The sequence below is a fragment of the Polaribacter aquimarinus genome, assembly GCF_003129485.1.
GTDB classification, from domain to species: Bacteria; Bacteroidota; Bacteroidia; order Flavobacteriales; family Flavobacteriaceae; genus Polaribacter; species Polaribacter aquimarinus.
The window spans coordinates 148,157-161,667 of the sequence record NZ_QFFG01000004.1 but is presented as its reverse complement, the minus strand read 5'-3'; the positions used below and the strand labels follow the sequence as shown (position 1 = coordinate 161,667).

The following is a 13,511-nucleotide window of genomic DNA, read 5'->3' as shown; positions in this document are numbered from 1 at the left end:
TAACGATTTCTGTATTTTCGTTATTCATAGATTTTAAAATTGAATTTAGATTATCCCATAACATATATTAAAGGCATTAGTGTACAAAGAGCTACTTTGTTATATACAGAGTTAGGGATAAAAACTTGTAATGATTTACTGAATTTTTTCCCTTTTCGATATATTGATAAAACTAGGTTTTATCAAATTAATGAATTGCAACCTAACTCTTCTGAGGTGCAAGTTGTAGGGAAAATAACACAAGTAAAATCTGTTGCTCAAAAAAGAGGTAGTAGGTTAGTGGCTACTTTTCAAGATGCTTCTGGTAGTATGGAGTTGATTTGGTTTAAAGGACAGAAATGGATTAAAGATTCATTAAAGATGAATACTCCTTATGTAGTTTATGGTAAATTAAATTATTATAATGGGAGTTATAGTATTCCGCATCCAGAAATGGAATTGGTAACTGAATATAAAAAAAAGTTGCAAACCAAAATGCAGCCTGTTTATCCATCAACAGAAAAATTAGCAAACTCTGGAATTTCTAATAAATTTATACGAACTTATATTCAGAATTTACTGCAACAAGTTTATGATGGAATTCAAGAAAGTTTATCAGTAGAAATAATTGATAATTTTAAACTGATGCAGAAACGTGATGCATTGTTGAATGTTCATTTTCCTAAAAGTCAAGAGAATTTAGCAAAAGCACAATATCGGTTAAAATTTGAAGAGTTGTTTTTTATTCAATTACATTTGGTAAGAAAGAAACTGATCAACAAAACAAAAATAAAAGGGTTTGTTTTTGATACTGTTGGTAATAACTTTAATAACTTTTATAAAAATCATTTGCCATTTGACTTAACCAACGCTCAAAAAAGAGTTTTAAAAGAAATTCGTAAAGATTTGGGTTCTGGTGCGCATATGAATCGTTTATTGCAAGGAGATGTTGGTTCTGGAAAAACAATTGTTGCTTTGTTAACCATGTTATTGGCTATAGATAATGGATTTCAAGCCACTATTATGGCACCAACAGAAATTCTAGCCTCACAACATTTTAATGCGATTGCAGAGTTAACTCATGATATGATGTTGACAGTAGAATTGTTGACTGGTTCTACCAAAACTAAAAAAAGAAGAGCCATTCACGAAAGTTTAGAAAATGGAACTTTAAAAATTTTAATAGGAACTCATGCTTTATTGGAAGATAAAGTTAAATTTCAAAATTTAGGAATTGCAATTATAGATGAACAACACAGGTTTGGTGTTGCACAACGTTCAAAATTGTGGATGAAAAATACTATTCCTCCTCATATTTTAGTGATGACAGCAACACCAATTCCAAGAACTTTGGCAATGTCTGTTTATGGAGATTTAGACATTTCTATAATTGATGAATTACCACCAGGAAGAAAAGAGGTAAAAACAGTTCATCGTTTTGATAGCAATAGATTGTCTGTGTTCAAGTTTTTAAAGGATGAAATTGCTAAAGGAAGACAAGTTTATTTGGTATATCCTTTAATTCAAGAATCAGAAGCCATGGATTATAAAGATTTGATGGATGGTTATGAAAGTATTTCTCGAGAATTCCCATCACCAAAATATCAAATTAGTATTGTTCACGGTAAGATGAAACCTGCAGATAAAGAATACGAAATGCAACGTTTTGTGAAAGGTGAAACTCAAATAATGGTGGCAACAACTGTTATTGAAGTTGGTGTAAATGTGCCTAATGCGAGTGTTATGGTGATAGAAAGTGCAGAACGTTTTGGTTTATCGCAACTACATCAATTAAGAGGAAGAGTTGGTAGAGGAGCAGATCAAAGTTATTGTATTTTATTATCTAGTTTTAAATTGTCACCTGAAGCAAAAACAAGATTAAAAACTATGACCGAGACTTCCGATGGTTTTAAAATAGCAGAAGTTGATTTAAAATTAAGAGGTCCAGGAAACATTATGGGAACTCAACAAAGTGGTGTTCTAAATCTTAAAATTGCTGATGTTGTAAAAGATTCTCAAATTTTAGTTCTAGCAAGAAATACTGCTATAGATGTTTTACACAAAGACCCAAACCTTAATGCAAAAGAAAATATATTCATAAATAAAGCGTTAACTAAAATGAGTAAAACCTCAAAAATTTGGAGTAATATTAGTTAATTTTTATTTTTGTTGTATGATGTTTAAATTACCCAACCTTTAATTTTGTTTTTGAAAGAGTATAGTAAATACATATCTGTTCTTATAATTGCATTTTTTAGCATCTTTATTTTTGCCTGTAATACTTCCGAGGGTAAAAAAAATACGCAGGTTTCTAAAGCGGTTGCTTCTAATGAAATAGATATTAAACCAAAGATATCAGTAGAATTTTATCCAGAAAGCCTCACAAAAAAAGTAAAACAAAAATTAGATTCTTTGTTAAATCGTATTCACAAAAGACACGATTTTCATGGAACTATTTTGGTAGCAAAGAATAAAAAAATAGTCTATAAGAATCATATTGGATATGCAGATTTTAGAAAGAAAATACCAATTAAAGAGGAATCTACTTTTCAACTAGCTTCTGTAAGTAAACAGTTTACAGCATCTGCAATAATGCTCTTAATCGAGAGAAATAAAATTAAAATTACCGACACTATTAATACTTTTTTTCCAGATTTTCCTTTCGAAAATGTTACTATTAAAAATCTATTAAATCATACCGCAGGATTACCAAAGTATTTTTGGGTTGCAGAACATCAATGGAAAAAGAAAAAAGCACCTACTAATGAAGAAATGATGAAACTATTGACTACATCTAATGTAGGACGTTTTTTTAAACCAGGACGTAATTTTGATTATTCTAATACAGGCTATTTTGTTCTGGCCTCTATTGTAGAAAAAGTTTCTGGAACTTCTTTTAGTAATTTTCTTAAAGAAAATATTTTTGATCCTTTAGAAATGAAACATTCTTACGTATACAGTAGTGAGAATGATGAAGTTTACAAAAACCAATTAAAAGGTTATCGACTGTATAGAGGGTGGAAACATATTAAAATAGGAAATACCGTTAATGATGCAGTTGTAGGAGACAAAAATGTATATTCTACTGCAGATGATTTGTTTAAATGGACATACGGGTTAAATTCAGGTAAACTACTTTCTAAGGAATCTTTAAATTTAATGTATTCTAAAGGAGAAACAATATATGGAAGAAAAGTACCTTATGGTTTTGGATTTCGTATTGATTCAAAAAATGAAAATACGATATATCATCATGGAAAATGGAATGGTTTTAGTACAGGAGTTAACAATTATTTAGATGATGACTTGGTTGTTATCGTATTAGAACACACAAGTTATAATGCGATAAAATCTTTAAATCGAAAAATTAAGAAAATTGTATCCCAATATTTTGGAGTTTAATTGATATCATAGAATTTATGGTAACTTTTATTTAACTAATTGGAGTCATTTCAAACAGTTTAAAATCATCTATAGCACCTTCTGTAGCTTTAGCATATGCAGCTAAATGGCTATTATTCATATGTTTTTGCCATAATTCTCTAGATTCCCAATTTTCATAGAATAAGAATAGGTTTTTATTTTCATTATCTTGATGTAAATCATAATTAATACATCCTTTTTCTGCTATCGTAGTTTCTATCAGTTTTAGTAATTCTTTTTTTACTAATGTCTTTTTTTCTGGTTTTGCTAAAATTTTAGCTACTATAGTTAATTTTTGATTTTTCATTATTATTTAATTATAATTTAAAGATATAGAAAAAACCATAAAAAATAATTTTAACTAACACTTAATCATTATTTTAATAGCATTAATGATAAAATTGTCTTAAATTACTTAGCTTTCAGGATAGCTCAGGATAGTTGAGGTATTACATGAAATTATTTTTGGGAACCTATAATATAAACATATGAAAAAATACAATTTAACTTTTAAATACAGTTCAATATTAATCTTGATTTTCTTTGTTTCATTTACATCATGTGATCCTGAAGAAAAAACAGATGAAATACTAGTTGATTTTATTGTTGATCCTGACCCGGATCCAGATCCAGACCCAAATTCTGGGGTTGCAAGTGATGAATTAGTAGGGGCTTATACAACTTGTAATGATGGATTTAGTAATCCTTCAAGAAATGCACCCGATTTACCAAATGCAATTAATGTTGGAACAATAGATGATAGAACTTGTTACTCAGATTATTCCGAAAGCACCGTTAATGGAAAGCAATGGGGAGTATATAATATAACAGATGGTTCTAATCATTTAGGTACAACTTTGCAACCAAGAATGGAACGTTCTTTGGCGAGGTCTCAAAAAACTGGAGTTGGAAGTTTTGCACATTTTAAAGGTACAGTTAGAATTCTTGAAGTTGGGAAAACTTCTAGTGATAGCAGTGATGGAACTTATATTATGCAAGCCAAAGGAAAGCATACAGGGGGAGGTGGTTCAGCAGACCCTGCAATTTGTTTATATTTAGCTAAACCGGTTTATGGAGCTGATAGTAATGGTAGTCAAGTTCAAGTTTCTTTTGATATTTTCAGAGAACAAATAAATGTAAGAGGTGGTGAAGGATCTGGTAGAGATATTGTTTTTCTAAAAAATGTAAAAAAGAATGAAGAAATTGCTATAGACTTAAAAGTTGGTTTTAGACAAGATCCTAATGACGCTAGTAAAAAAATACATTATGCAGATGCTATAATTGGAGGAACAGCTTTTAATTGGAATATCCCTGAACCTGATAGAGGAACACAATCTGGTATTAGATATGGTGCTTATAGAGTTAAAGGAGGTAGAGCTCAAATTAGATGGGCAGACACTACATATTCTAAAGCAGAAATAGATTAAAACAAAACCCAAATAAAAAAAAGCTGCAGTTATTGTGGCTTTTTTTGTTTTCATTTTAATCAAATTTTAATAATCTTTTTGCCGCATTAAACGGAGTCGTTTTTGCATTTTCTAGATTTTTAATTTCTTTGTCTAGTGCCAACTTTATTTTTGGATTCGTATAAAAATTGTCTTTTAGTTGTCTCTCGATTGTTGACATTAACCAATATTTATTTTGGTCATTTCTTTTTTGAGAGAAATAATTGTTTGCTTTAGTTAACTCAAAATATTGTTGAATCATTTCATCAACTTCAGTAATCCCAATATTTTTCAAAGCACTTGCTGTTAAAACTTTAGGTTGCCATTTACTCTCTTTTAAAGGATATAAATGTAGTGCTCTATTAAATTCTACTTTAGCAATTTTTGTATTCTTTTCATTATCACCATCAGCTTTATTGATAACTATTGCATCTGCCATTTCAATAATACCCCTTTTAATACCCTGTAATTCATCACCAGCACCAGCTAGTTTTAAAAGCAAGAAAAAATCGACCATAGAATGTACCAAAGTTTCAGACTGACCTACGCCAACAGTTTCAATCAGAATGGTATCAAAACCAGCTGCTTCACATAAAATGATTGATTCTCTTGTTTTTTGAGCAACACCCCCTAAAGACGTTCCAGAAGGAGAAGGTCTAATAAATGCATTTTTATCAGTAACTAACTGTTCCATTCTAGTTTTATCACCTAAAATAGAACCTTTATTTACAGAACTACTAGGATCTACAGCTAAAACGGCTACTTTTTTTCCTTTAGAAGTCAGATGTCTTCCGTAGGCTTCAATAAAAGTACTTTTTCCAACTCCTGGAACACCCGTAATTCCAATTCTTACAGAATTATTAGCATAAGGTAAGCACTGTTCTAAAATTTCATTGGATTTTTGTTGGTGCTTAGCATTTGTGCTTTCTACTAATGTAATTGCGCGACTTAAAAAAGTAATATTTCCTTCTAAAATTTTATCTACAAATTCATTAACTGAGTTTTTTTTGGCTCTATTTAGTTTAATTTTTTGGGCACTTAATTTACTAGTAGTTTCTGGTTGAGAAACTCCTTTTTTTTCGTGTAATGTAGATTTGTTCTTATTTGACATCTATTGTAAAAATAAACTTTTGGATTGAAAAATTAAAAGTTTACACTTTTAAAAATAAAATTTATATTTAACAATAAAACTAATTAAATCAATAAGTGTTATGAAAAAAAGATGTTTCCTTGTTTTGCTTTTCTTTGTTTTGAATGTTAATAGTCAAGAAACTTATCAAGAAAAACTTGAATTTCTTTATGAAAAAACAGTAAGAACACAATATGCTCAATTAGATTCAATGAGGTTTTATCTTAATAAATTAGAGAAAGCTATAAAACCAAATGATTCTACTTGGTTATCAAGATATAACTCTTCTTTAGGAGTTTATTATTCACAAAAAGCAGAATATAATAAAGCTAGAGAGCAGCAATTGATAGCGCTAAGAATTGCTCAAAACATAAATAATCCACTTTTAATTGCAAAAGCATACCAAAGACTTGGAGTTATTTATAAATTCTTAGGTGACTTTGAAATATCAATGGATTATGTTTTTAAGGCTAGAGATTTGTCTTATTCCAATAAAGATACTTTAACAGGAGTAATGGCTGATTTAGTAATTGGACAGAATTATTGGAGATTAAAAAAATATAAAGATGCACTGAATCAAATAACTAAGGCTACAGAAATAGCTGAGTTTAGAAATCTTGGTGTAGATGTTTTAGCTCCTGTTTATTTAGAAAAAGGAAATATGCTTCTAATGTTTGGTAAATTGGATGATGCATTAAAAGTTTATAAAAAAGCTGAAAAATTAACAGAAGAAACTGGTTATTTTGAGGGGATTGCGCCCATTTATTCTAACATTGGCGCTATTTATTTCTATAAGAGTGATTTTAATAAAGCCATAGAATATTATAAAATATCCCTTAACAAAGCCAAAGAATTTCAAGATGAAAATAGCGTAGGGGTTGCACAAATGAATTTGGGCGAAGCTTATTATAATATTAATCAATTTCAGAAATCAGAAACGATACTTAAGGAAAGTCTACAGTTATTTAAACGTTTAAAAAACAAACTGAATTTAGTAGATAATTACAATTATTTGTATGTGTTAGAAACCAAAAAGAAAAATTATAAAAAAGCACTGGATTATTTTAAGCTTAAAAACATTTATAAAGACTCTATTCTGAACGAAAATAATCTTGCAAAAGTTTCTACTCTGGAAGTTAAGTACCAAACAGCTGAGAAAGAAAAACAAATTACCAAACAAAATTTAAAAATTAAGACAAATGAAGCTACAATAGCTTCACAGAGAAACACACAGTTATTATTAATTGGAGGTTTAGGTTTTTTAGTTTTAGGAGGATTATTATTCTACAACAGAAATAAAGCAAAACAAAAACAAAAACTACAAGCTGCAATTTTAGATGAAAAAGAAAGAGGTTTTGAGGCTGTGGTTAAAGCATCTGAAGATGAACGTAAAAGAATAAGTAAAGATTTACATGATGGAATTGGACAAGAAATGGCAGCATTAAAAATGGCAATTGGTCATGTTAAAAACAAAGAAACTGATGAAACCAAAAAAGAGGAATTAGATAAAATCTTAACCAATTGTTCTAGATCTGCTGATGAAATACGTAATATTTCTCATCAAATGATGCCAAGGTCATTAATGGAAAATGGATTATTAGAAGCGATAAACGATTTGTTATATGGAACTTTTAATTATTCAGAAATCAAATATAAGTTTGAACATTTTGAAGTAAATAATCGTTTTGATGAACGCATAGAAATTAGTTTATATAGAGTTGCTCAAGAATTGCTAAATAATATTATAAAACACGCTAATGCAACAGAAGTAAATGTTTTGCTCTATAAACAAGAAGATAATTTAGTTCTGATGATTGAAGACAATGGTGTTGGAATGCAGCATAAAAGTAAAAAAGGACATGGTGTTTTAAATATTAAGAGTAGAGTAGATATGGTTCATGGAACCATTAATTATCAGCCTAGTGTAAATTCAGGAACAAGTGCAATAATTCGAGTTCCACTTTAGAGTTTTACAAATTTCAATAAATTCTTTGTGTTTTTGCAACACTGCAAAAAAAGTATCGTCTATAAGACAAGAAAGTATCAATGAACGCAACCAAACAGTTACATCAACCTATCATTGACCAATGCAAAAACAACAATGCCAAAGCGCAAATTCAGTTGTATAATTTGTATTGTCAAGCAATGCTGAATATTGCTTTTCGATATGTAAAAGATAGATTTATTGCTGAAGATGTAATGCAAGATGCGTTTATAAAAGCGTTTAAAAACATTAAAAATTATAAAAATGAAGTCGCTTTTGGTGCATGGTTAAAAAGAATTGTCATCAATCAAAGTATAGATTATTTAAAGAAGAAAAAGTTAGAATTGGTTTCCATAAATGAAGAGGTCTACAAAGTTGAAGATAATGAAGATTGGAAAGTGGAAGAAAACGTTTCTGCTGATAAAATTATAGCCATTATTAACAATCTAAAAGAAAAATACAGACTGGTTTTAACGCTTTATTTATTAGAAGGTTATGATCACCAAGAGATTTCTAAGGTTTTAAAAATAACAGAAAATACATCTAGAACACACTTGTTAAGAGGAAAAAAACTATTAAAAGAACAATTAAAAAATTTGAACTATGCAGAAGGATATTAGAGAATCATTAAAAAATTACAAAGAAAAAAATGTTGAATTGTCAGCAAACCATTCATCTAAATTTGAAGATTTGTTACAACAAGAAATGCATCAACATAAACCAAAGAAAAAAAACTATGAATGGTTATTTATAGCGGCTTCAGTTGTTTTGTTAGTTAGTTTAGCAATTAAGTTTTATCCTTCTAACACCATAGAAGAAGACCCAAAAATAACTCCAAAAGAAATTAGTTTAGGAAGCATTTCTCCAGAGTTTCAAACTATTGAAACTTATTATACCAATAGTATAAATTTAGAAATTAGTCAACTAGAATTAACTGATGAAAATAAAGAAATGGTAGATGGCTATTTACTTAAAATAGCAGAACTTACTAAAGAATACAAATCATTAACTAAAGAGCTCAATACAAAAGGAGTTAATGATGCTACTATAGATGCATTGATTCGTAATTTACAATTACGCTTACAGCTGTTACAACGCTTGAAAAAGCAATTACAACAACTTAAAAATTTAAATACAAATCAAAATGAAACACAAATCATATAAGAATATCATCACTTTTGTAGCTATCTGTTTTTTAGGATCAGCATTTGCTCAAAAATTTGATAAAAAAATTACTGAAAACTTTAAAACAAATAAAGATGTAGAAGTAGAAATAAACGCTACGAATACAGAAATTAATGTAACCTCTTGGAATAAAAATGAAGTTCAAGTTCAAGCTTTCATAGAAATAGAAGGATTGTCTAAAATAGAAGCTGAAAAATATTTTAAAAATTGGGATTTTGAAGCTTTAGGAAACAGTAGGAAAGTAGAGATTACTTCAAAAGGAAGTTATGGAATTGGAGCCAAAACCGATTTTATTTTCTTTAACGATATGGATTTTTCTTTCCCAGATATTAATATACCCGATATAGATGTTATTGTACTTCCTGAAATGAATTTTGATTTTATGTCAGATTTCGATTTTGACTTCGAAGATTTAGATGATTTGGAGGATTCTATTGGCAAAAATGGACGATATGATTTTAGATGGAATGATGGAAAAGATAAAATCGTGATTAAAACAAAAAAAGAATGGGAAGCCTTCAAAAAGACAAAAAAATACAAAGAGTTAAAGAAGAAAATGGCGGAAAGCAAAGAGAAATTGCGAAAAGAATTCAAAGAGTCTAAAGCTAAAATGAAAAAACAATTTGCTAAAGCCAAAGTAGAATTTGCCAAAGTAGATAAAATAAAAATTAAAGAAAAATTAGCAAAAGCTCAAGCAAAATTAAAAGAAATAAAGTTTAATTTTCATTCTAATGATTCTGGTAAATTAATCATTGATGGTAAAGAAATTAAAATTAAAAAGAGACTAGAAATTAAGGTGCCTAAGAATGCTACTTTTGATTTAAACACACGTCATTGTAAAGTAAAATTACCTAATACAGTAGCTTCCGGTAATGTAAAGTATGGTTCTTTTAATGCGAATAATTTAATAGGAGGAAAGCTAACTATAGATTATTCTAAAGTAAACATCAACAACCTAAACACTTGTAGTTTATTTTTAAATAATGTAACTGATGCAAAAATTGCATCAGTTACTAATGCCTTTTTATCCAACAATTCTTCTGGTGTAAATATTTTAAGAATTAATGAAAAAGCAAAAGTTAAAGATAAATTCGGAAAATTAATTATAGAAAGTTTTCACCCTAATTTTACTGAATTTATTCTAGATTTAAGTTATTCAGATGCTACTATTACTCTTGGTAAAGTGGCTTCTAGGTTTAAATACGAAGTAAATAGGGTAAAATTAGATAATAAAAGAACAGCTCTATTTAGTAAAAACAAAACTTCTAATAATCTTGTCAAAGTTTTAGGAGAGTATAGTAGTATCATTATTAAATAAAATACCTCATACTTCTTTATCAAACTTCTAACATTTTCCATTTCTCTATTCTTTCTAAAGTGCCTATCTTTATCCGCTGTAAATAGTCACTTATTTAATGGAACGCTACAAAGAAAATCAACTTAAAATATATAATTCTCTCTCTAAACAAAAAGAGAATTTTAAACCATTAACAGACGGATACGTTGGTATGTACGTTTGTGGACCCACAGTTTATAGTAATGCGCATTTAGGAAATGTAAGAACCTTTATGTTTTTCGATGTTGTGTACAGATATCTATTACATTTAGAATATAAAGTACGTTATGTTCGTAATATTACAGATGCAGGGCATTTAGAAAATGATGCAGAACAAGGTGAAGACAAAATTGCAAAAAAAGCGCGTTTAGAACAAATAGAACCTATGGAGGTTGTACAAATGTATACTGTCGATTTTCATAACGTATTAAAAAATTACAATTTTTTACCACCAAGTATAGAACCAACTGCAACAGGGCATATTGTTGAGCAGATAGAAATGATTAAAGAAATCATCGAAAAAGGTTTTGCTTACGAAGTAAATGGTTCTGTATATTTTGATGTGCACGAATACAACAAAAAAGAAAATTACGGAATTCTCTCCGGAAGAAAAGTTGAAGATTTAATTCATAATACACGTGTTTTAGACGGACAATCAGATAAGAAAAATCCTCAAGATTTTGCACTTTGGAAAAAAGCTGATGAACGTCATATTATGCGTTGGCCTTCTCCTTGGTCTGATGGTTTTCCGGGTTGGCATTTAGAATGCTCTGTAATGAGTACAAAATATTTAGGCGAGCAATTTGACATTCACGGAGGTGGAATGGATTTAAAATTCCCACATCACGAATGTGAAATTGCACAATCTCAAACTTGCTCAGGTGTAAAACCAGTAAATTATTGGATGCATACAAACATGTTATCCTTAAATGGTCAGAGAATGGCAAAATCAACTGGTAATTACATTTTACCTAATGAGATTTTATCAGGCGAAAATAACATTTTACCAAAACCATTTTCTGCCTCAGTAGTTCGTTTCTTCAATATGCAAGCTAATTACAGAAGTATCTTAGATTTTTCTGGTGATGCTTTAGAAGCTTCAGAAAAAGGGCATGCGAAATTGATGGAAGCTGTTCAGTTTTTAGAAAAAGTTAATCCAGGAAACGCATCAACATTTGATGTCAAAAAATGGAAATCAGATTGTTATGCAGCAATGAATGACGATTTTAATACACCTATTTTAATTTCACATTTATTTGAAGCGGTAAAAGTTATTAATCAAATTAAAGAAAATAATGCTACTTTAAATGCTGATGATTTATCAGAATTTAAAGCAACTATACACGCATTTGTTTTTGATGTTTTAGGGTTGATGAATGAAGCAACCCAAGACAGCTCTGATAAAATAAATGGAGTTGTAGAATTATTAATAAAACTTCGAAAAGAAGCCAGAGAAAATAAAAATTGGGCTTTATCTGATCAAATTAGAGATGAGTTAATTGAACTTGGCATTCAATTAAAAGACGGAAGAGAAGGAACAACCTTTTCAATAAATTAAGTTGAAAAAAATATTGACATATCCATTTATTTTATTGGTTCGTTTTTATCAGATAGCCATTTCACCATATACACCAGCAACTTGTAGGTATAGCCCAAGTTGTTCTCATTATACCATAGAAGCATTACAAAAACACGGTTTTTTTTCAGGTGGTTGGTTAGCTTTAAAAAGGATTTTTAGTTGTCACCCTTGGGGTGGAAGTGGGTATGATCCTGTTCCAGAAAAAGATAAATAATACAGTATTACAAGTAAAATAATGAAGTAATCTTTTTAGGATACAAATGGCTTCATTACATTCGCAATAACAAAAAAAGAATAAAAATATGAGTTTTTTAGCAATTACTTGGGATCCTTCAATAGGAATAGATTTAGGTTTCTTTACCATTCGTTGGTATAGCTTAATGTTTGTAGCAGCATTCTTGTTAGGTTTGCGTTTGATGAAAAAAATCTACATTGAAGATAAAATACCAGCAGAAAAGCTTGATGTAATTTTTATGTATGTTTTTGTTTCTATGTTAATTGGTATGCGTTTAGGTGACGTTTTCTTCTATAGTTGGGATCATTATAAAGATCATTTATTAGAAATAATTTTACCATTTAAGCAAATTAATGGTTCTTGGAAATTCACTGGATTTACTGGTTTTGCTAGTCATGGAGCAGCTATAGCAATTCCGATAGCAATGTACTTTTATGCTAAAAAGCATTTACAAAAACCTTGGTTATTTATTTTAGATCGATTAGCGATAATGGTTGCGTTGGCTGGTTTTTTTATCCGACTTGGAAACTTTTTTAATTCAGAAATTTATGGAAAAGAAACAGGTTCTAATTTTGGAGTTATTTTTAAAGCAGCTGGAGAAAAAGCGGCAAGACATCCAACTCAGTTGTATGAGGCTTTCAGTTATTTAATACTCTTTTTTGTAATGTGGCACTTGTATTGGAAAACAGATAAAAAACAACAAACGGGTTATTTGTTTGGTTTGTTTATGGTAGTTCTCTGGTCTTTACGTTTTGTAATAGAATTTTTAAAAGAGCCACAGGTACAACAACGTGGAGAAGAGTGGTTTTTTAGTCCATTAAATACCGGACAAGTATTAAGTATACCTTTAGTGTTAATAGGAATATGGTTGATGTTTAGAACGTCAAAAAAAGAAGCTTAAATTTATTATGGAAAAATTAAAACAACGTTGGGGGATAGAAAGTAATTGGGCAATTCTTTTTATTTTTTGTGCTTTTGCAGTCAATGGTTCTTTTGCAGCTTGGGTTGCGAAACCGGTTTGCAACTTTTTAGGGCTAAACCCTGATGCAATATCGGGTTGGATTTATTGGCCACTAAGAATTCTTTTAATTTTCCCAATTTATCAATTAACACTGCCTCTTGTGGGCTGGATATTTGGTCAGTTTAAATTCTTTTGGGAGTTTGAAAAGAAGTTTTTATCAAGATTAGGTTTAGGGTTTCTATTTAAAAAATAGAA

Annotated in this window: 13 protein-coding genes; 11 read left to right on the top strand and 2 right to left on the bottom strand. The window is 29.5% G+C overall.

All coding sequences use genetic code 11. The features are described from left to right. The first annotated feature begins 39 nt into the window (after nucleotides 1–39). Entirely contained in the window at nucleotides 40–2,136 is a 2,097-nt protein-coding gene (gene recG / locus DIS07_RS10570; RefSeq protein WP_109405222.1) for an ATP-dependent DNA helicase RecG, read from the top strand. A gap of 51 nt (nucleotides 2,137–2,187) precedes the next feature. Then, on the top strand, nucleotides 2,188–3,381 hold the full coding sequence (locus tag DIS07_RS10565) for a serine hydrolase domain-containing protein (RefSeq protein WP_235869125.1): 1,194 nt from the start codon (nucleotides 2,188–2,190) through the stop codon (nucleotides 3,379–3,381). Nucleotides 3,382–3,412: 31 nt separating this feature from the next. Here DIS07_RS10565 and DIS07_RS10560 read toward each other — a convergent pair whose 3' ends face one another. Next, a complete protein-coding gene (locus tag DIS07_RS10560) occupies nucleotides 3,413–3,709 on the bottom strand; it encodes a putative quinol monooxygenase (RefSeq protein WP_109405220.1) in 297 nt (98 codons plus the stop codon). 181 nt (nucleotides 3,710–3,890) lie between these two features. On the opposite strand from DIS07_RS10560, the gene DIS07_RS10555 reads away from it, so the two are divergent. Then, a complete protein-coding gene (locus DIS07_RS10555; protein ID WP_109405219.1) occupies nucleotides 3,891–4,829 on the top strand; it encodes a hypothetical protein in 939 nt (312 codons plus the stop codon). Nucleotides 4,830–4,884: 55 nt separating this feature from the next. Here the strand turns inward: DIS07_RS10555 and meaB are convergent, their stop codons facing one another. Beyond that, nucleotides 4,885–5,958 carry a methylmalonyl Co-A mutase-associated GTPase MeaB gene (gene meaB / locus DIS07_RS10550; protein ID WP_109405218.1) on the bottom strand — a complete coding sequence of 358 codons (1,074 nt, stop codon included), beginning with the start codon at nucleotides 5,956–5,958 and terminating at the stop codon, nucleotides 4,885–4,887. Nucleotides 5,959–6,058: 100 nt separating this feature from the next. On the opposite strand from meaB, the gene DIS07_RS10545 reads away from it, so the two are divergent. The 8 genes from DIS07_RS10545 (at nucleotide 6,059) to DIS07_RS10510 (ending at nucleotide 13,509) form a co-directional block, all read left to right on the top strand. Next, nucleotides 6,059–7,942, top strand: coding sequence for a tetratricopeptide repeat-containing sensor histidine kinase (locus tag DIS07_RS10545; protein ID WP_109405217.1), 1,884 nt, complete (start codon nucleotides 6,059–6,061; stop codon nucleotides 7,940–7,942). Between the two features lie 80 nt (nucleotides 7,943–8,022). After that, entirely contained in the window at nucleotides 8,023–8,580 is a 558-nt protein-coding gene (locus tag DIS07_RS10540) for an RNA polymerase sigma factor (protein WP_109405216.1), read from the top strand. Then, complete coding sequence (locus tag DIS07_RS10535; RefSeq protein WP_109405215.1) at nucleotides 8,564–9,124, top strand: hypothetical protein; 561 nt, start codon at nucleotides 8,564–8,566, stop codon at nucleotides 9,122–9,124. Before DIS07_RS10540 ends, DIS07_RS10535 begins: the two co-directional genes overlap by 17 nt. Next, nucleotides 9,105–10,463 (top strand): hypothetical protein, encoded by a 1,359-nt coding sequence (locus tag DIS07_RS10530; RefSeq protein WP_109405214.1) that lies wholly within the window; start codon nucleotides 9,105–9,107, stop codon nucleotides 10,461–10,463. The genes DIS07_RS10535 and DIS07_RS10530 overlap by 20 nt, the downstream gene beginning before the upstream one ends. A 97-nt stretch (nucleotides 10,464–10,560) precedes the next feature. Next, on the top strand, nucleotides 10,561–12,039 hold the full coding sequence (gene cysS / locus DIS07_RS10525) for a cysteine--tRNA ligase (protein WP_109405213.1): 1,479 nt from the start codon (nucleotides 10,561–10,563) through the stop codon (nucleotides 12,037–12,039). Nucleotide 12,040: 1 nt separating this feature from the next. After that, on the top strand, nucleotides 12,041–12,274 hold the full coding sequence (gene yidD / locus DIS07_RS10520; protein ID WP_109405212.1) for a membrane protein insertion efficiency factor YidD: 234 nt from the start codon (nucleotides 12,041–12,043) through the stop codon (nucleotides 12,272–12,274). A gap of 88 nt (nucleotides 12,275–12,362) precedes the next feature. Next, entirely contained in the window at nucleotides 12,363–13,196 is an 834-nt protein-coding gene (gene lgt, locus DIS07_RS10515) for a prolipoprotein diacylglyceryl transferase (RefSeq protein WP_109405211.1), read from the top strand. A 7-nt stretch (nucleotides 13,197–13,203) separates the two neighbouring features. Beyond that, nucleotides 13,204–13,509 carry a DUF6787 family protein gene (locus DIS07_RS10510; RefSeq protein ID WP_109405210.1) on the top strand — a complete coding sequence of 102 codons (306 nt, stop codon included), beginning with the start codon at nucleotides 13,204–13,206 and terminating at the stop codon, nucleotides 13,507–13,509. Nucleotides 13,510–13,511: the final 2 nt, after the last annotated feature.

Coding starts and splice junctions, on each gene's coding strand:
- DIS07_RS10540 (WP_109405216.1), top strand. CDS start 8,023: ATGAACGCAACCAAACAGTTACATCAACCTATCATTGACCAATGCAAA.
- DIS07_RS10555 (WP_109405219.1), top strand. CDS start 3,891: ATGAAAAAATACAATTTAACTTTTAAATACAGTTCAATATTAATCTTG.
- meaB (WP_109405218.1), bottom strand. CDS start 5,958: ATGTCAAATAAGAACAAATCTACATTACACGAAAAAAAAGGAGTTTCT.
- DIS07_RS10530 (WP_109405214.1), top strand. CDS start 9,105: ATGAAACACAAATCATATAAGAATATCATCACTTTTGTAGCTATCTGT.
- DIS07_RS10545 (WP_109405217.1), top strand. CDS start 6,059: ATGAAAAAAAGATGTTTCCTTGTTTTGCTTTTCTTTGTTTTGAATGTT.
- DIS07_RS10535 (WP_109405215.1), top strand. CDS start 8,564: ATGCAGAAGGATATTAGAGAATCATTAAAAAATTACAAAGAAAAAAAT.
- DIS07_RS10560 (WP_109405220.1), bottom strand. CDS start 3,709: ATGAAAAATCAAAAATTAACTATAGTAGCTAAAATTTTAGCAAAACCA.
- cysS (WP_109405213.1), top strand. CDS start 10,561: ATGGAACGCTACAAAGAAAATCAACTTAAAATATATAATTCTCTCTCT.
- DIS07_RS10510 (WP_109405210.1), top strand. CDS start 13,204: ATGGAAAAATTAAAACAACGTTGGGGGATAGAAAGTAATTGGGCAATT.
- lgt (WP_109405211.1), top strand. CDS start 12,363: ATGAGTTTTTTAGCAATTACTTGGGATCCTTCAATAGGAATAGATTTA.